This is a genomic window from Amycolatopsis orientalis DSM 40040 = KCTC 9412 (assembly GCF_000478275.1).
In the GTDB taxonomy this organism is placed as follows: domain Bacteria; phylum Actinomycetota; class Actinomycetes; order Mycobacteriales; family Pseudonocardiaceae; genus Amycolatopsis; species Amycolatopsis orientalis.
Genome location: NZ_ASJB01000043.1, coordinates 144,937 through 161,930, shown reverse-complemented (window position 1 = coordinate 161,930; position 16,994 = coordinate 144,937). Strand labels below are relative to the sequence as shown.

The following is a 16,994-nucleotide window of genomic DNA, read 5'->3' as shown; positions in this document are numbered from 1 at the left end:
CCGCGATAACCCGTTCGGATTAGATCAACTTTTCTGAGGGGTCCTTTTGAAGCGCGTAACCATCCTCGCCGCCATCACGACGGCCGCCGCACTGGCGCTGTCCGCTTGCGGCGGCGAGACGCAGCCCGGCGCGGCTGCCCCCGCTTCTTCCGAAGCGAAGAGCTCACTTTCGTCGCCGCTCGGCGACTCGATCCAGCTCGCGGCGCTGACCCGCGAGAGCACCAAGAAGGCCAAGTCGTCGAAGATGACGATGGAGACCGTCGCGGGCGCCGAGAAGAGCACCGCGTCCGGGCAGGGCCTGTACGACGGCGAGAACAGCAAGCTCGCGATGATCATGGACAGCGACGGCAAGAAGCTCGACATGCTGTTCATCGACAACGCGCTGTACTTCAAGCTCGACGCGGAGGACAAGGCCGAGCTGAAGACCGACAAGGCGTACGTGAAGATCTCGCCCGAGGGCAAGGATCCGATCTCGCAGCTGCTCGGCAAGATGATGTCGAAGGCCGTCAAGGACAGCGACCCGTCCCGCACCCTCGAGCAGATCTCGAAGGCGGGCAAGATCACGAAGTCGGACCAGGTCGAGCTGAACGGCGAGCTGACCAACCACTACGTCATCGACGTCGACGTACGGAAGGCACTCGCCCTGATCATGGGCGAGATCGGCATCCCGCTGCCCGCCGAAGCCGTCAAGCAGCTCGACGCGAAGCTCGAGGGCAAGAACGTCACCATCCTCACCGAACTGTGGCTCAACGCCGACCAGCTGCCGGTGCAGGTCATCTCGGACCAGACCGCGTTCGTGAAGGCGATGGGCGCCCCCGGCGACGGTGTCGCCAAGACCACGGTCAAGTACACCGACTGGGGTGGCCCGGTCACCGTCGCCGCCCCGCCCGCGGACCAGGTCGGCGACATGGCGGAGATCATGAAGAAGGGCGGCCGGTGACGGGCACCGCGGTCAAACTCGTCGCGGCGGCCGCGGCCCTGGGCCTCCTGCTCACGGGCTGCGGCACCCGCCCGGACGCCCCGGCGGAGAACAAGGGTGGCGAGCTCGCGCTGGCCACCCCGTTCACCGACGCGCTCGGCCTCGTCGAAGCCGCGAAGCAGGGGACGCGCAAGTCCAAGTCCTCCAAGGCGACCATCGACGCCGTACAAGGAGACTCCAAGGTCACGGGCACTTTGCTGGCGTACTACGACGGTGTCGCCACGAAGGTCGAGGCGAATATGACCGCCGACGGCGAATCCGGCATCCTGCGCCTGGTCGACCAGACCCTGTTCGTCAAGCTTCCCCCGGCCGAGAAGGCCGAGCTCAAGACGGACAAGAACTGGGGCAAGATCGACCTGAACAGCGAGGACCCCCGAACGAAGGCCATGGGGAAGGCCATGCTGAAGTCGTTCGAGATGGGCGACCCGGCGAAGCTGCTGGAACTGGTCGAAAAGACCGGCAGCATCATCAGGTCGGAGCAGACCCAGCTGACCGGCGTCCCGGTGAACCACTACTTCGTGGAATTCGACGCCAAGAAGCAGTTCGACCTGTTCGTCGGTGATGACATCCCGGCCGACCAGCGGGCGAAGTTCGAAAAGCGGTTCGAAGGCAAGGATCTGCGGATCCCGGCGGAGCTGTGGCTCAACGCCGAGCAGCTGCCGCTGAAGATCACCATGGACATGACCTCGTTCATGAAGTCGATGGGCGGTCGCGAGACCGGCGAGGCCAAGTCGACCTACCTCTACAGCGACTGGGGCACGCCGGTGGACGTCACCCCGCCGCCCGCCGCCGAAGTCGGCGACTACCTCGAAATGGCGAAGAAGGCAGGGCGCTGAAGCCAGGCCATGCGCGTGAAGGCCCCCTTCCCTCGGTTCAGCCGAGGGAAGGGGGCCTTCACGTTCCGCGGTTCACTGGCTACGGTAGTGGTACAGACCATTCACCCGAGGGAGTCCTATGCGTGCCACCGGATTCGCCGCCGTCTGTACCGCTCTCCTGTTGCTGGGCGGCTGTTCCGCCGGCCAGGAACCGGCGGCGCCACCGGTGGCCGCCGACGCGGCGCAGCTGGCCTCGGCGGCAGGTGCGGGCACGCAGAAGGCCCGGTCGTCCAAGATCGCGCTGGAGACCACCGCCGACGACGGCCGCAAGGTCGTGGTGACCAGCTCCGGGCTCTACGAAGGACCGAACAGCAAGTTCTCCATGGTCGCCGAGGTCGCGGGCGAGAAACGGGACCTGATCTTCGCCGACGGCGTCCTCTACTACCACCTGTCCGACGCACAGGTCCAGGAACTGAAGACCGGCAAGGAATGGGTCAAGATCACCGCCGGTGGCAAGGACGCGATCTCCGCGGCGAACGGCGAGCTGATGACGCAGGTCGTCGAGACGATGGATCCGACGCGCACGATCGACCGGATCTCGAAGTCCGGCAAGGTCGTCAAAACCGAGCAGGCCGACGTGAACGGCACGGCCACCACGCATTACGCCCTCGACCTCGGCGGTGCGCCCGCCGAGATGTGGCTCGACGGTGACCAACGCCCGGTACAGGTCAAGCTCGGCAAGGCCACGGTCAAGTACGACAGCTGGGCCTCGGACGTGGTGATCATCGCGCCGCCGCCCGAGGCGATCGCCGACAGCCGCTGAGCCGTTCCCCCGATCGGGGTGTGACCCACCGCTGTGTTTCGCTTGGGTACCCGCTCTCGAAAGCAGGTCCTCATGCGGAGAACGGCACTACCCGCCGTCGTGCTCGTCCTCGGAGCGCTGCTCGGTGCGTGCGACGGCGAAACCGTCTCGTTCGCCGACGCCCGCGCGCTAGCCGACGGGACCACGTCCGCCATCGACGGCAAGGCCGCGAAGTTCGCCACCGACGTCACGGCGGGCGCGATGCGCTCGAAGAGCCAAGGGCAGGCCCGGGTCGCGCGAGCGGGTACCGCGCTGACCATGACCACGGACTTCCTCGGCGAACCGCTCGAACTGAGGCTGATCGACAAGGTCGTCTTCGTGAAGGTCCCCGAGAGTGCCCGCGAGGACGTTCCCGGCGGCAAGCCGTGGGTCAAGGTGTCCGCCGACGGCGCGGATCCGTTCTCCCAGGTCGCCGGCGGCAGCATCGACCAGCTGGCGAAGCAGAACGACCCCGGCCGTGCCCTGGACCAGATCCGGCGGGCGGGCACGCTCGTCGAGTCCGGGCATACCGAACTCGACGGCGTGTCGGCCGAGCGTTACCGGCTGGATCTCGACGTGGCCGCGCTGGGCGGCGACCTGCCTGCCGGGCTGTCGGCGGAGGCCGTCGGGGAGCTGGGCGGCAAGCTCGGGAAGCTCCCCATGGAACTCTGGCTCGACGACGCGCATCAGCCGCTGCGGGTGGTGCTCGATCTGGCGCCGGTCCTCGCCGCGTCGGGCGTACCGGACAGCGCGCAGGCCAGGATCACCACGCGCTACACCGACTGGGGGACGCGGGCCGAAATCCAGGCGCCGCCGCCGGACCAGATCGGGGAGATCCCGGCGGGCTGACCCCGTCACCCCCGTCGCGTGGCGTCCCGCCCCACTCGCGTTTCGTCCTCTGGATGCGGTACTTGCGCGCGCAATTACCGCATCCAGAGGACGAAACGCGGGCGTGGGTTACAGGAGTTCCAGGAGGAAAGGGAGTTCTTGGGGGGCGTACCAGGCGAGTTCGTGGTCTTCGGCGTCGCCGAGGGTGAACTCCGCGTCCGGGTCGCCGAGGTCGGCCTGGTCGATCACCGCGGCGGCGGCCCGCACGGACTCCGCGGCCTCGGCCGCGTCGACGTGGATCGCGGCGACGTCGGAGATCTTCACCGGTCCGGACAGCCGGACGACGGCGGCGTCGAGATCCGGGCGCAGCGTGACCTCGTCGATGTCGGCCGAGATCACCACCCGCCGCGGCTCCGGCTTCTCCTCGGCCGCGATCAGCCGGAGCGACGCCCTCGCCGCGTCGAGCAGCGCGGCGTACTCGAGTTCTTCGTCGGATCCGCTCGCGTAGGACTCCCGCAGCGCCGGCGTCAGCGCGAACCCGGTGCCACTGCGCGCCCGGAACTCACCGGCGGTCTCGAGATCACGGAGCATCGCGATCGTCCCGGGAAGATAGACCCTCACCAGTGCGCACCCTTCAGTTCTTCCAACGATTCCTCGATCATCCCGGCGAGCAGGTCCACATCGGACACGGCCTTGCGATCACCGTTCAGTCCGAAGTAGACACCCCCGTGATACGAGGTGACCCCGATCGCCAGCGCCTGATTGCGCACCAGCGGCATGACCGGGTACATCTCCACCATCTTCGCCTGTCCCGCGTAGAGCGGCACCTGCGGGCCCGGCGAATTCGTGATCAGCACGTTGAAGATGCGGCCCGACATCGACCCGGCGGCCCGCGCGCCCAGCGAATGCAGCGTCGCGGGCGCGAAACCGCCGACCGTCAGCAGGCCGCGCGCGGCGACCGAGCGGCCCGAGTCGAGGTGATCCGCCATCGCATGACCGATGTGCTGCAGCCGCAGCACCGCGTTCGGCTCACCCACCGGCAGATCGACCAGATAGGCGTCGACCTGGTTCCCCACCAGCGCGGGCGTCGAGTACTCGGCCGTCTCGGCGTCGCGGACGGCCATCGGTACCAGCGCGCGGACCGTGGTCGCCGCGGTGAGGCTCGACCCGCGGGAGAGCAGCCATTCCCGCAGCGCGCCGGTGATGGCGGCCAGCACGACGTCGTTGACCGTGCCGCCGTGCGCGGCGCGGACCTTGCGGTAGTCCTCCAGCCGCGTGCGGACCACGGCGAACATCCGGCCGCCGGAGGTACGGACGTTGAGCGGCCCGGACGGCGCCGGATACACCATGGTCTTCAGCGCCGACGCGACATCGCCGACCGTCTCGGACACCTTGCCCGCCATCGCGGCGGCGTCGTGGGTGATGGACCGGACGTTCTCGACCAGTTCCGTCGGCCGCTGCACCGTCTCGGCGACCGCGTCGAGGATCAGCTGTGTCCGGCTCGGTTCGCGGCGCGGATGCCAGGTGTCGTCGAACGGTTCCGGCTCCTGCGGGGTGGCGTCGAGGATCAACTGCCCGATCTCGATCGTGCCCAGCCCGTCCACAACGGACTGATGCGTCTTGGTCACCAGCGCGATGCGGTCCCCCGCGAGGCCCTCGACGAAGTACGCCTCCCACAGCGGCCTTCCGGGGTCGAGCCGCCTCGACATCAGCCGCGCCACGAGATCGAACAGCTGGCCGTCGGAGCCCGGTTGCGGCAGCGCGGACCGGCGGACGTGGTAGTTGAGGTCGAAGTCGACGTCGTCGACCCACACCGGCCGGGCGAGGTGGCCCGGCACCTCCAGCACCCGCTGGCGATAGCGCGGCAGGAACGCCAGGCGCTGCCCGATGAGGTCCAGCAGCTGCTCGTAGGTGAAGCCGTCGCGCGGCCGTTCGAAGGTCGCCACGCCACCGACGTGCATCGGGGTCGAGTGGTCTTCCACGTACAGGAACGAGGCGTCCAGCGCGGAGAGGCGGTCGGGCATGAGCCGATCCTTACATAGTGGGACACTCGCCGGTGTGGGTGATGACTCGGTGATCTCGCCGAAGGACCGGTTCCTGACGGTGTACGGCCGGAAACCGGTGCTCGAGGCATTGGACGACGCGGCTCTCGAGGTGGACAAGGTGATTCTCGCCGACACCGTGCGCGGGCCGAACGCCGCCGAGATCCAGCGTGCCGCCAAGGCCGCCGGGGTGCCGGTGCAGCGGGCGAGCGCGCACCGCGTCAAGGTGCTGGCCGGCAACGGCAAACAGGACCAGGGCGTGCTCGCCGACGTCGTCGCGCCGCGGATGCGGTCGCTGCACGCGGCCCTGTCCGAGGGCAGGCCGCCGTCCCGGGTGCTGCTGCTCGACGGGATCACCACCCCGGCGAACGTCGGGATGATCCTGCGCACGGCGACCGCCGCCGGGCTGGAGGGTGTCATCGTGCCGCGGCGCGGGGTCGCCGCCCTCGACCCGATGGTGGTCAAGGCCTCGGCCGGGGTCGCGTTCCGCGCGCCGGTGCTGCGGTGCGGCAGCGCGCGCGAGGCCGCCGAAATGCTCACCGAGGCCGGGTACGGGATCTACGCGCTGGGCGCTTCGGCCCGCGATTCGGTGTTCGACGTCGAACTGCCGCAGCGCGCGGCGTTCGTACTGGGCGGGGAGACGAACGGCGTCGGCGCCGAGGTCGGCGAACTCGTGACGGAATGGGTGTCGATCCCGATGCCGGGCGAGGTCGAGTCGCTGAACGTCTCGGCCGCCGCCGCGGTGCTGTCCTTCGAGCTGGTGCGCCGCGCTAGGGCTTCAGGAACCGCTAGGGCTTCGGGAACAGGGCGCTGAGCTCGGTCAAGGTCTCCTCGACCGACGTGTGGTGCACCCCAGCCATCCCGGCGGCCACCGCCGCGCGGACATTGTGCGAAGCGTCGTCGACGAACACGCACCTTTCGGCGGGCAGTTCGAGCAGCCCCGCGGTGAGCAGGTAGACCTCACGCTCGGGTTTCGCGACGCCGACCTCACCGGAGAAGACGAGCGCGTCGAAGAACGGGTCCAGCGTGCGCTTGGCCTCGTCCGACGCCCCGGGTGCGTTGGAGAGCAAGGCCGTTTTGATGCCGCGTTCCCTGGCCGCCAGCAGGAAGGCGTACGGCTCGTCCGCGCCGGCGTCCGTCAGCACCCCGACGTAGTCGATGACCAGCCCTTTCAGCATCGGCCCACGGTACACAAGCGATCACCACCCGGTTCATCCTCTCGGGCGGTTCCTGTCGCCGCCTCGCCCGCCGCCGGGCCCTGAGTTGCTGGGCGTGGCCGAGGGGGCCGCGGAGGGGGACGACCGATGACTTCGTACACACTGAGACGGCTGAAACCGTGTGAACCGGCCTACCGGACCACGAACCGCCCCGACGGGCCGACACACCGGGCTCCGACGCCGGACAACCAGCTCGTACTGGACCTGCGACTCCCCGGCAAGGAGTTCACCGAGGTACCCCGTACCGAACCCGGGCCGGACACGCCGGACAGACGGCAGGTGGGCAGGCTGCTGACCACCATCCTCGAAGCCTGCGACGGGCGCCGTCCGGCCGCCCAGATCGAGCCGATCCTCGATCCCGCCCTCCACAATGCGCTGCTCGCCCGCAGCCGTCAGCGGCCGCCGGGCGGCTACCGGCCGAAGTCGATCCACCTGTGCCATCCGGCGGACGGCGTCGTCGAGGCCTGCGCGACCGTCGAGCAGAACGGGCGCTGCCTCGCGCTGGCCGCGCGGTTCGAGCGGACCCCGGCGGGCTGGGTGTGCACCCGCTTCCACCTGCTGAAGCCTCCGCGCCGGGTCTCCGCGCTCCGGCTGGCGGCATGAGAAAGGGGCCTTCACCGCGCCGGTCGCGTGCGGTGAAGGCCCCTTTCCCTGTCTGTCTTAGCGGCGCGGGCCCTTCTTGCCCTTCTTCTGGGAGGCGCGCTGCGCGGCGCGACGCTCCCGGCGGGTCCCGCTCTGGTCTCCGCCGTCGCTGCCGGCACTGTCCGAATGCGACTCGACGCCGCCGTCCTCGGACGGGCCCGACATGGTCAGCCCGGATCGCGCACCGCCGCCGAGTCCCTTGCCGCGCAAGGCGGACGGCACGGATTCGGTGTCTGTCGCCGGACCCTGCGGAGGCGTCGGACGGGCGTGGCGGCCGTCGCCGTTGGCCTGGCCGTTCCCGGACGCGACCCCGGCGGGCAGCGCCGCCGCGGACTCCGGCGCCGGGGCGGCGGGCTCGGCCTGCTCGACCTGGAGGTTGAACAGGAAGCCGACGGCCTCCTCCTTCAGCGACTCCAGCATCGCGCGGAACATGTCGTAGCCCTCGCGCTGGTACTCGATGACCGGGTCGCGCTGCGCCAGGGCCCGCATGCCGATGCCCTCCTTGAGATAGTCCATCTCGTAGAGGTGCTCACGCCACTTGCGGTCGAGCACGGTGAGCATGACCTGGCGCTCCAGGCTGCGCATCGCGCCTTCGCCGACCTTGGCGTCGATCTCGGCCTCACGCTCGTCGTACGCGCGGTGGGCGTCTTCGAGCAGCGCCTCGCGCAGCCCGTCGGCGTCCAGGTCGTCGTCCGCGGTGAGCTCTTCCCAGGTGACCTTGACCGGGTACAGCGTCTTGAGCGCCGTCCACAGCTTCTCGTGGTCCCAGTCCTCGGCGTAGCCCGAGGAGGTCTCTTCGGTGACGTACGCGTTGATGACGTCGACCAGCATGTGCTCGATCTGCTCGCGCAGATCCTCGCCCTCGAGGACGCGCAGGCGCTCGGCGTAGATCACCTTGCGCTGCTCGTTCATCACCTCGTCGTACTTGAGGACGTTCTTGCGGATCTCCATGTTCTGCTGCTCGACCTGCGTCTGCGCGCTCTTGATCGCCTTGGAGACCATCTTGTGCTCGATCGGCACGTCGTCCGGCAGCCGCATGGTGGTCATGACCCGCTCGACCATCGTCGCGTTGAACCGGCGCATGAGCTCGTCACCGAGCGACAGGTAGAACCGGGACTCGCCCGGGTCGCCCTGACGGCCGGAACGACCGCGGAGCTGGTTGTCGATCCGGCGGGACTCGTGCCGCTCGGTGCCGAGCACGTAGAGCCCGCCCGCCGCGCGGACCTCCTCGGCCTCGGCCTTGGTCTCCGCCTGGATCTCTTCGAGCACCTTCGGCCAGGCGGCCTCGTACTCCTCGGAGTGCTCGACCGGGTCGAGGCCGCGCTCACGCAGTACCTCGTCGGCGATGAGGTCCGGGTTGCCGCCGAGCACGATGTCGGTACCGCGGCCCGCCATGTTGGTGGCGACCGTGACCGCGCCCTTGCGCCCCGCCCTGGCGACGATCAGCGCCTCCCGGTCGTGGTGCTTGGCGTTGAGGACCTCGTGCGGGACACCCAGCTTGAGCAGCAGCTTCGACAGGTGCTCGGACTTCTCGACACTCGTGGTGCCGACCAGGACCGGCTGGCCCTTCTCGTGCCGCTCGGCGATGTCCTCGGCGACGGCCTCGAACTTGGCCTGCTCGGTCTTGTAGATCAGGTCGGCCTGGTCGGCGCGGACCATCGGCTTGTTGGTCGGGATCGGCACCACACCCAGCTTGTAGGTCTGGTGGAACTCGGCCGCCTCGGTCTCGGCGGTACCGGTCATCCCCGACAGCTTGTCGTAGAGCCGGAAGTAGTTCTGCAGCGTGATCGTGGCGAGCGTCTGGTTCTCGGCCTTGATCTCGACGCCTTCCTTGGCCTCGATCGCCTGGTGCATGCCCTCGTTGTAGCGGCGGCCGTGCAGGATGCGGCCGGTGAACTCGTCGACGATCAGGACCTCGCCGTCGCGGACGATGTAGTCCTTGTCGCGCTTGTAGAGCTCCTTGACCTTCAGCGCGTTGTTCAGGTAGCCGACCAGCGGCGTGTTCGCGGCCTCGTAGAGGTTCTCGATACCGAGCTGGTCCTCGACGAAGGCGACACCCTTCTCGGTGACACCGACGGTGCGCTTGCGGATGTCCACCTCGTAGTGGACGTCCGGCTTCATCAGCGGGGTCATCCGCGCGAACTCGATGTACCAGCGCGAGGACTGGTCGGCCGGGCCGGAGATGATCAGCGGCGTCCTGGCCTCGTCGATGAGGATGGAGTCCACCTCGTCGACGATCGCGAAGTTGTGGCCGCGCTGGACGCAGTCCTCGAGGCTCCACGCCATGTTGTCGCGGAGGTAGTCGAAGCCGAACTCGTTGTTCGTGCCGTGCGTGATGTCGGCGGCGTACTGCTGGCGGCGGACCTCCGGCGTCTGGTCGGCCAGGATGACCCCGACCTCGAGACCGAGGAAACGGTGGATCCGGCCCATCCATTCGGCGTCACGTTTGGCGAGGTAGTCGTTCACCGTGATGACGTGCACGCCCTTGCCGGAGATGGCGTTCAGGTACGCGGGGAGGACCTGGGTCAGGGTCTTGCCCTCACCGGTCTTCATCTCCGAGACCTGGCCGAGGTGCAGCGCGGCGCCGCCCATCAGCTGGACGTCGTAGGGCCGCTGGCCGAGCACGCGCCAGGCCGCCTCCCTCGCCACCGCGAACGCCTCCGGCAGGAGGTCGTCGAGTGACTCGCCGTCCGCGTGCCGCTTACGGAACTCGTCGGTCTTCGCCCTCAGCGCCGTGTCCGAAAGTTCCTTGACGTCGTCTTCGAGGGTGTTGATGTGATCGGCGATGTTGCGCAGCCGCTTCACCATCTTGCCCTCGCCCGCGCGGAGCAGGCGGTTCAGCACCATCCGGTCGACCTCACTAGCTGAATTGTGATCGCACCCGAGCCGATCCCGGGCAGTCTCGTATGCGGCGGCGCCGGGTTACGCACCGCCATCCGACCCCCATCGTAGGGAACACCTCGGTGTTCGCGCACGCACCGTCGGTCGGTACCTGACCGGAGCGGGACATATCCCGCCTGATCCGGACATGACGGCGGCCCACACGCGAGCACGTGCGGGCCGCCGTTCGTGGACGTTGCGGACGTGGGAGGCCGGCTAACTCAGCCGGATGACGCCGTAGTCGAAGCCTCGCCTCCGGTAGACGACGCTCGGGCATCCGGCGTCGGAGTCGTTGAAGAGGTAGAAGTCGTGGCCGACCAGTTCCATCTCGTAGAGGGCCTGGTCCACCGTCATCGGTACCGCGTCGTGTTTCTTCTCGCGGACGACGCGACCGGGCTGATGTTCGGTCACCCCGTCATCCCAGCGCTGCTGCTGGGGCATCTCGAAGTCGTCACCGCTCTCGACAGCGAAACCGTTGGCCATGGGTTCGGCCTCTGGCGCTTCGAGCACAGCGGTGCCTGCCAGATGTCGGGTGTCGGTGGTCATCCCACCGGCGACCGCGATCGAAGTCGCCTCGGCGACGGATTCCGGGCGGCTGCGGCCATAGTGCACGCGCCGTCGGTCGTGTGTCTTCCGCAACCTGTTCTCGAGCTTGTTCAGTGCGGAATCCAGCGCTGCGTAGAAGTCGCCGGCACACGCTTCGGCGCGTACGGCGGGGCCTCGGCCCTTCCCGGTGATTTCGACGCGCTGACAGTTCTTCGACTGTCGGCGATTGGGCTCGTGGAAGAGCTCCACGTCGTAACGGATGACCTTCTTGTCGTAGCGCTCTAGCCGGGCCAGCTTTTCGCTGACGAGTGCCCGATAGTGGTCGGGCACCTCCACGTTGCGGCCCTTAACGACGATGTCCATACACGACCTCCCTCGCTGAAATGACTGCGAGCTGTAGATGTGTTCACTAGGGCGCCGGTAAAGCGGGGACGAAGCCCGGATCGCGGGCGATGAGGGAACTCGGCATGCGGCAACGACGTCTCGTGTCGGATGTCCGAGCGCGGACTCAGCGCGGCTCCGGCGCCAGGGACATGGGCTGGTCACCTCCCTGCCTGCCGGGATTGCTGATAGCGCTGCACGTTAGCTGCATCACGCCGCGAGCAACAGCCCCCGAGCCGGGGGATATCAGGACGTGAGACCTCGTCACCGCACGCGACGACGATCGTGGGGACAGCGGGACAATCCGGCCTGTCGGGCGTCGTCCCCGTGATTTGTTTTCACGCGGACGGCGCAAGCCTTCGGACAGGAAAAAGCCGAGGGTGACGCTGCCCGGGGAATCCGCCGCCACCCCGGTGGAGTGGCGGGCAGTTGGAGTGCTCCCCGGTAGCTGCCTCATATCCCGTCAACGCCCTTGTACCCATTCTCGTTCCCGATCATTCATCACTCTTGTAGGTGACCTTCCGATCACCCGGCGGCGGCCAGTGCGATCACCGCGGAAACGTGAATTCCGCTTGCGTCCAAAAGGCGTGCACAAGCGGCAGCCGTCGCTCCGGTTGTGATCACGTCGTCAAGAAGAATGACCGGCGTCCCCCTCGGCGGGGCGGCTCCGACTGCGATGCGGATACGTCCGTCGAGATTCGCCACCCGCTCGGTTTTGGACAGTCCCGCGGCGTCACGGACACCCGCCTTGAGCCTGAGTACGGGCGCCACCGTCGCGTGTTTTCCGTGCCATGCCAGGTATTTCGCGCATTCTTCGGCCATGCGCTGGACATGCGGACCGCCTCGGACGCGCGAGGCGTGACGTCTCGACGGGACCGGGACGAGACAGCAATCCGGCTCAGGGAGCTGGAGCAGGGCCTCACCGATGGCCATGCCGAGGGACGGCGCCAGGTCGCGCCGCCCGCGCTCCTTGTAGGCGAGGATCAGGCGGCGGGCTTCGTCGGCGTAGCGGGCCAGGGCGTAGACGGGGACGAGGCCGATCGTCGGGGCGCGGGTGATCTCACTGAGCGAACCCCAAGCGGTCTGACAGGTGGGGCAGCACGGGGCGCCGGGAGCGCCGCAGGCGGCGCAGCGGGCGGGGATGAGGAGATCCAGGAGTGCGGACACGGGGCGAGTGTCGTGCTGGGCTCCGACAGTTCTGGGGTCCGGTGTGTCATGAGGGGTCCCCTTTGGACACTTTTGGTCGTCAAGGGGCCAGTGATGCACGCTCGGGGTGCCGTTGGGGTGGGAGACCGCAGTCGAGGAGAAGGCACTGTTGCCGCTAGTGTCTCTAGTGGCGCCAGGAAAGCTGGCGATACTAAAGGTCCCTTGCTCCCTTTTCGGTCGGGAGCAGCCGGGGTCGTGGACGGAACACCGCGCGTCAATGAGGGAATTGGGACGTTGAGTGCCCCCAATTCCTTCACCGACGACCCCGATGCCCGCAAGACAGTCACCTTCGCGCAGGTCACCGGTCGTGAGGTTCGAGTGTGGAGGATTTGGGACGTTGAACGTCCCAAATCCTCCACGCCAGGGAAGGAGTCCTTCCCGGACTTCCCAGCGTCACCGGCGGCTCCGCCGGACGTGCGCTCAGCCCGGGTAGAACGGGTCCGCGTCGGTCACCGTATGCGCCTGCGGCCGCCAGACCTCACCCAGTTCCGAGGCGACCCACAGCCCACCCGCGTCCGCGACCAGGTTCGGCCTGCTCGGCGCCGCGGTGACGCCGTGGACCGGCGGGGTCAGGTTCGAGCTGTTGAAGGTGTCCATCCGCTGCCCGTCCAGCGGCACCTTGACCACCGGCAGGGAGCTGGACGACGTCGCGACGATCAGGTGGTCCTGCGTCGCCCAGTCGACGTCGACGACGTCCTTGAGCTGACGCTCCTGAAGCGAGCGCGGCGCCCGCAGCGCCACCGAGTCCGCCGTCCGCACGATCGAGGCGATCACCAGCTGCCCGTTGACCACCGCGGCCAGCCGCGATCCGTCGCGCGAAAGCCGGAGTTCGGTGATCTGACCGAGGCCGGTGAGCATGGTCGCGTCGACGCCCGCCTTCACCCAGCGCCCGTCCGCGGCCAGCGTGACCCTGGCGACGGTGTTGTGGTCGACGACCGTCCAGACCTCGCCCGAAACCCCGCCGCTGCCGCGTGCGATCGGCCGCCAGGTCGGACGGCTCAGGCTGCCGCCGAACAGGTCCACCGAGTCGAGGTCGCGGTTGAGGTCACCGACCCGGAGCCATTGCCTGCCGTCGCGCTCTTCGACGACCGCGAGCCGGTTCCCGTCGACGGACTGCGCGGCGCTGACGACCTTGTAGCCGCCGTTGCCCGCCGGTCCGCCGACCGGGGCGCCGTCGCCGAGCGACCGGACCCGGCCGTTCACGGTCATCAGCCCGCGCAGGCCCGAATTGGGCGCGATGTCCGCGTTGTACTCGGGAAGTTCGCTGGCACGCCAGTATTCGTGGTCCGGCACCAGCGCGGTGCCGTCGGCCAGCAGCCGGATCCGGCTCAGCGTCACCGTCTGCAGCGAGAGGACGATCTGCGCGGCGATCAGGCTCCGGTCCGCGTTACTGGCCCCGCCGACGCCGGTCAACGCGACGTCCAGGGTCCCGTCGTCCGTGCTGCGCACGTTGGTCTCGGTGGTGACCTGGTCCCCGAGCAGGTCCTTGACCGCGCCCTTCAGCCCTTCCGACGGCCCCTGCAGCACCAGGTCCATCACCCGGCCCGGCAATCCGGACTGCGGTTTCGCCGCGACGTACCGGAGGTCGGGGACGAAGGTGCCCGAATCGGGCGAGTAGAAGCTGATCGGCACCCGGAAGTAGTTGACCGAGAAATCCTCGTCGGTGATGACGAGTTCCTGCGGCGGATCCACGATCCGCCATTGGCCGTTCTGCTGCTTCCGGACCTTGAACTGCTGCGAGTACTCGGCCTTCAGCGGGATGAACGCGCTGTCGGGGCTCAGGTTGCCGAGTTTGAACCCGCGGACGTTCACCAGCTGCTCGTCCGGGTTGCCCTGCGGCGACGACGTGTCGTAGACCGTGCCGAAGGTGTCGTCGATGATCGTCAGTCCGGGCGACGGCTTCCAGTTGCGCCGGGCTTCGTCGTCGAGGTAGACCCGCGCGTTGTCGTTCCCCGTCCCCGGGGTCGCGGAGCTGCGGATGAACTGGCGGGTGACGGTCAGCGAGTCGATCCCGGCCTGCGGTTCGGGGACGTCCACCGGTGCCTGCGGGGGTTTGTCCCCGGAGACGACGACGGGCTGGGATTCGAGCGGGATGTTCGCGCAGCCTGCGACCAGCAGGAACACCGCCAGCAGGGTCAGCAGCCGCTTCACCGGCCGACCTCCTCGGGCTCGGCGAGGATCGCGTCGGGCGCCGGACGGACTTCGAGCAGTCCGGACGACGAACCGTGCGGGTCGCTCGCCTTGTGATCGGGCGGCGGCAGGATCAGCGGGCTCTCCCCCATCGGGGTGTCCTGCCGCCTCGGCAGCACGAGCCGGAAACAGGCGCCGTGGCCGGTCTCGCCCCACGCGTCGAGCACGCCGCCGTGCAGGCGCGCGTCCTCCTGGCTGATCGCGAGGCCGAGTCCGGTGCCGCCGGTCCGGCGGTTGCGGGACGGGTCGGCGCGCCAGAACCGGTTGAACACCAGTTCCGCCTCGCCGGGGCGGAGACCGACGCCGTGGTCGCGCACGGTGATGGCGACCGCGGTCTCGTTGACCGCCAGTGTCAGCACCACCGGGTTTCCTTCGCTGTGGTCCACCGCGTTGGCCAGCAGGTTGCGCAGGATCCGCTCGACGCGGCGCGCGTCGACCTCGGCGGGCGCCTCTTCCTCCGGCAGCACCAGCTCGACCGCGCTGCCGGCGTTGCCCGCGATCACCCGGACCTGTTCGACGGCCCTGGTCGCGATCGGCCGGACGTCGATCAGCTCGGCCGACAGCTCTTCGACACCCGCGTCGAGCCTGCTGATCTCCAGCAGGTCGCCGAGGAGGGCTTCGAACCGGTCGAGTTCGTCGACCAGCAGCTCGGTGGAGCGGGCGAGCCCCGCCGGGAACTGCTCGCGGGACGCGTGCAGCACGTCGGCGGCCATCCGGACGGTGGTCAGCGGGGTGCGGAGTTCGTGCGAGACGTCGGAGGTGAACCGGCGCTGCAGCCCGCCGAAGTCCTCCAGCTGCCGGATCTGCCGCTGGATGCTCGCGGCCATCTCGTTGTAGGACACGGCGAGTTTGGCCAGATCGTCCTCGCCGAGCACGGCGAGCCGCTGGTCCAGCGCGCCGCCCGCGAACTGCTCGGCCGCCGCGGCGGCCTGCCGGACCGGCCGGACCACCTGCCGGGTGACCAGGTTCGTGATCCCGGCCAGCAGGAGCAGCAGCACGAGACAGCCGACCAGCAGCGTGTTCTGCACGGTCGAGACGGTGTTCTGCTCGCTGGTGAGCGGATAGAGCAGGTAGAGCTGGAGCGGGTTGATCATCGTGGTCACCGGGGCGCCGACGATCAGATACGTCGTCTTGCCGCCGTCGGCCTCGGTGACCGTGTGCATCAGGTAGCTGACCTGTTCGGTCTCCACGAACTGACGCAGCCGCACCGGCACCCGGTCATACGGACCGGCGGCCACCGGCCGGATCGACTGATCGCGGCCACCGGCGGCCAGCACCGGTTCGAAGGTGCCCGCGGCCCCGGCGCCGTCCTGCGACGTCGTCGTGCTGGAGATCTTCTTCAGCGCGTTGTTCAGCCGCGCGACCATCGCTTCGGGCGTTTCGGCGCCGACGCCGACCAGTTCGCTGGCCGCGGTCTCGACGACCGCCCTCGTCTGCGCGATCGCCGCGTTCTGCTTGGTCTCGAGCAGCCGTTCGGTGATCTGGTTCTGCAGCACCATGCCCAGCACGAACACCACGGCGGCCGAGAGGGCCAGCGTGGACACCGTGACCCGGAACTGCAGCGAATGCCGCCACAGCTCGTTGGAGGCGACGGCCTTACCGCGCACGAAAACCACGATGCGCCGGAGACGGCGCATCGTGGTTTGGGCGAGCTTGGCCGAACGTCCACTCATGGGGTGATCACGGCGGGCCGGCCTTGTACCCGACGCCGCGAACGGTCAACACCACCTCGGGGTGTTCCGGGTCCTTCTCGACCTTCGAGCGCAGCCGCTGGACGTGCACATTCACCAGGCGGGTGTCGGCGGCGTGGCGGTAACCCCACACCTGCTCCAGCAGCACCTCGCGGGTGAACACCTGACGCGGCTTGCGGGCGAGCGCGACCAGGAGGTCGAACTCGAGCGGGGTCAGCGGGATGGCCTTGCCCTCCCTGGTCACCTCGTGACCGGGGACGTCGATCGCGAGATCGCCGATCGTCAGCGACTCGGCGGGCTCGGCCTCGGTACGGCGCATCCGGGCACGGACGCGGGCCACGAGTTCCTTCGGCTTGAACGGCTTGACCACGTAGTCGTCGGCACCCGACTCGAGCCCGAGGACGATGTCCACGGTGTCGCTCTTGGCGGTGAGCATGACGATCGGCACCCCGGACTCGGCCCGGATCGCCTTGCAGACGTCGATGCCGTTCATCCCGGGCAGCATGAGGTCGAGGAGGACCAAGTCCGGTTTCAGCTCACGAAGCGCGGGCAGCGCTCGTGAGCCGTCGGCCACGACGGCTGTGTCGAACCCCTCCCCACGCAGCACGATGGTGAGCATCTCCGCGAGAGCAGGGTCGTCGTCGACGACCAGAACACGTGCCTTCATAAAGCTATGTTCGCACTAGTTTCCCCGCGCGAGCGCGCGACCCGGCGATGTGACCACCAGAAAGATCAT

The 16,994-nt window shown here is 68.6% G+C and carries 15 protein-coding genes; 6 read left to right on the top strand and 9 right to left on the bottom strand.

Going from position 1 to position 16,994, the window contains the following annotated elements:
- Window positions 1-46: 46 nt before the first annotated feature.
- The 4 genes from L324_RS12625 (at window position 47) to L324_RS12610 (ending at window position 3,484) form a co-directional block, all read left to right on the top strand.
- Window positions 47-940 (top strand): SCO4651 family lipoprotein, encoded by an 894-nt coding sequence (locus tag L324_RS12625; protein WP_051173870.1) that lies wholly within the window; start codon window positions 47-49, stop codon window positions 938-940.
- A complete protein-coding gene (locus L324_RS12620) occupies window positions 937-1,815 on the top strand; it encodes an SCO4651 family lipoprotein (protein WP_037306607.1) in 879 nt (292 codons plus the stop codon). The genes L324_RS12625 and L324_RS12620 overlap by 4 nt, the downstream gene beginning before the upstream one ends.
- A gap of 118 nt (window positions 1,816-1,933) precedes the next feature.
- On the top strand, window positions 1,934-2,617 hold the full coding sequence (locus tag L324_RS12615) for an SCO4651 family lipoprotein (RefSeq protein WP_037306605.1): 684 nt from the start codon (window positions 1,934-1,936) through the stop codon (window positions 2,615-2,617).
- A gap of 72 nt (window positions 2,618-2,689) precedes the next feature.
- Entirely contained in the window at window positions 2,690-3,484 is a 795-nt protein-coding gene (locus tag L324_RS12610) for an SCO4651 family lipoprotein (RefSeq protein ID WP_037306602.1), read from the top strand.
- A gap of 108 nt (window positions 3,485-3,592) precedes the next feature.
- Here the strand turns inward: L324_RS12610 and L324_RS12605 are convergent, their stop codons facing one another.
- Both L324_RS12605 and L324_RS12600 read right to left on the bottom strand, forming a co-directional pair.
- Window positions 3,593-4,084 (bottom strand): DUF6912 family protein, encoded by a 492-nt coding sequence (locus L324_RS12605; protein WP_152546811.1) that lies wholly within the window; start codon window positions 4,082-4,084, stop codon window positions 3,593-3,595.
- Window positions 4,081-5,487 carry a WS/DGAT/MGAT family O-acyltransferase gene (locus L324_RS12600; RefSeq protein ID WP_037306599.1) on the bottom strand — a complete coding sequence of 469 codons (1,407 nt, stop codon included), beginning with the start codon at window positions 5,485-5,487 and terminating at the stop codon, window positions 4,081-4,083. Before L324_RS12600 ends, L324_RS12605 begins: the two co-directional genes overlap by 4 nt.
- A gap of 34 nt (window positions 5,488-5,521) precedes the next feature.
- On the opposite strand from L324_RS12600, the gene L324_RS12595 reads away from it, so the two are divergent.
- Window positions 5,522-6,319: a TrmH family RNA methyltransferase gene (locus L324_RS12595; protein WP_037306596.1), complete on the top strand. Its 798-nt coding sequence runs from the start codon at window positions 5,522-5,524 to the stop codon at window positions 6,317-6,319.
- Here the strand turns inward: L324_RS12595 and L324_RS12590 are convergent.
- Entirely contained in the window at window positions 6,294-6,683 is a 390-nt protein-coding gene (locus L324_RS12590) for an HAD-IA family hydrolase (RefSeq protein WP_037306594.1), read from the bottom strand. The genes L324_RS12595 and L324_RS12590 overlap by 26 nt on opposite strands.
- A 126-nt stretch (window positions 6,684-6,809) precedes the next feature.
- Here L324_RS12590 and L324_RS12585 point away from each other — a divergent pair, with 126 nt between their 5' ends.
- Window positions 6,810-7,325: an Rv3235 family protein gene (locus tag L324_RS12585; protein ID WP_037306592.1), complete on the top strand. Its 516-nt coding sequence runs from the start codon at window positions 6,810-6,812 to the stop codon at window positions 7,323-7,325.
- Window positions 7,326-7,382: 57 nt separating this feature from the next.
- Here the strand turns inward: L324_RS12585 and secA are convergent, their stop codons facing one another.
- The 6 genes from secA to mtrA form a co-directional block, all read right to left on the bottom strand.
- Window positions 7,383-10,211: a preprotein translocase subunit SecA gene (secA, locus tag L324_RS12580; protein WP_037306589.1), complete on the bottom strand. Its 2,829-nt coding sequence runs from the start codon at window positions 10,209-10,211 to the stop codon at window positions 7,383-7,385.
- Window positions 10,212-10,460: 249 nt separating this feature from the next.
- On the bottom strand, window positions 10,461-11,153 hold the full coding sequence (hpf, locus tag L324_RS12575; RefSeq protein ID WP_037306587.1) for a ribosome hibernation-promoting factor, HPF/YfiA family: 693 nt from the start codon (window positions 11,151-11,153) through the stop codon (window positions 10,461-10,463).
- Window positions 11,154-11,696: 543 nt separating this feature from the next.
- Complete coding sequence (locus L324_RS12570; protein WP_037306585.1) at window positions 11,697-12,338, bottom strand: ComF family protein; 642 nt, start codon at window positions 12,336-12,338, stop codon at window positions 11,697-11,699.
- 459 nt (window positions 12,339-12,797) lie between these two features.
- The gene (locus L324_RS12565; RefSeq protein WP_037306582.1) at window positions 12,798-14,528 is read right to left on the bottom strand and encodes an LpqB family beta-propeller domain-containing protein; all 1,731 of its coding nucleotides are present in this window, start codon (window positions 14,526-14,528) and stop codon (window positions 12,798-12,800) included.
- Window positions 14,525-16,204 (bottom strand): MtrAB system histidine kinase MtrB, encoded by a 1,680-nt coding sequence (mtrB, locus tag L324_RS12560; RefSeq protein WP_438938450.1) that lies wholly within the window; start codon window positions 16,202-16,204, stop codon window positions 14,525-14,527. Before mtrB ends, L324_RS12565 begins: the two co-directional genes overlap by 4 nt.
- Before the next feature lie 43 nt (window positions 16,205-16,247).
- On the bottom strand, window positions 16,248-16,925 hold the full coding sequence (mtrA, locus tag L324_RS12555) for an MtrAB system response regulator MtrA (RefSeq protein ID WP_005150760.1): 678 nt from the start codon (window positions 16,923-16,925) through the stop codon (window positions 16,248-16,250).
- Window positions 16,926-16,994: the final 69 nt, after the last annotated feature.

Excerpts from the sequence above, each read along its gene's own strand:
- L324_RS12615 (WP_037306605.1), top strand. The coding sequence starts at position 1,934 with ATGCGTGCCACCGGATTCGCCGCCGTCTGTACCGCTCTCCTGTTGCTG.
- L324_RS12610 (WP_037306602.1), top strand. The coding sequence starts at position 2,690 with ATGCGGAGAACGGCACTACCCGCCGTCGTGCTCGTCCTCGGAGCGCTG.
- L324_RS12600 (WP_037306599.1), bottom strand. The coding sequence starts at position 5,487 with ATGCCCGACCGCCTCTCCGCGCTGGACGCCTCGTTCCTGTACGTGGAA.
- L324_RS12590 (WP_037306594.1), bottom strand. The coding sequence starts at position 6,683 with ATGCTGAAAGGGCTGGTCATCGACTACGTCGGGGTGCTGACGGACGCC.
- L324_RS12585 (WP_037306592.1), top strand. The coding sequence starts at position 6,810 with ATGACTTCGTACACACTGAGACGGCTGAAACCGTGTGAACCGGCCTAC.
- secA (WP_037306589.1), bottom strand. The coding sequence starts at position 10,211 with ATGGTGCTGAACCGCCTGCTCCGCGCGGGCGAGGGCAAGATGGTGAAG.
- hpf (WP_037306587.1), bottom strand. The coding sequence starts at position 11,153 with ATGGACATCGTCGTTAAGGGCCGCAACGTGGAGGTGCCCGACCACTAT.
- mtrB (WP_438938450.1), bottom strand. The coding sequence starts at position 16,204 with ATGCGCCGTCTCCGGCGCATCGTGGTTTTCGTGCGCGGTAAGGCCGTC.
- mtrA (WP_005150760.1), bottom strand. The coding sequence starts at position 16,925 with ATGAAGGCACGTGTTCTGGTCGTCGACGACGACCCTGCTCTCGCGGAG.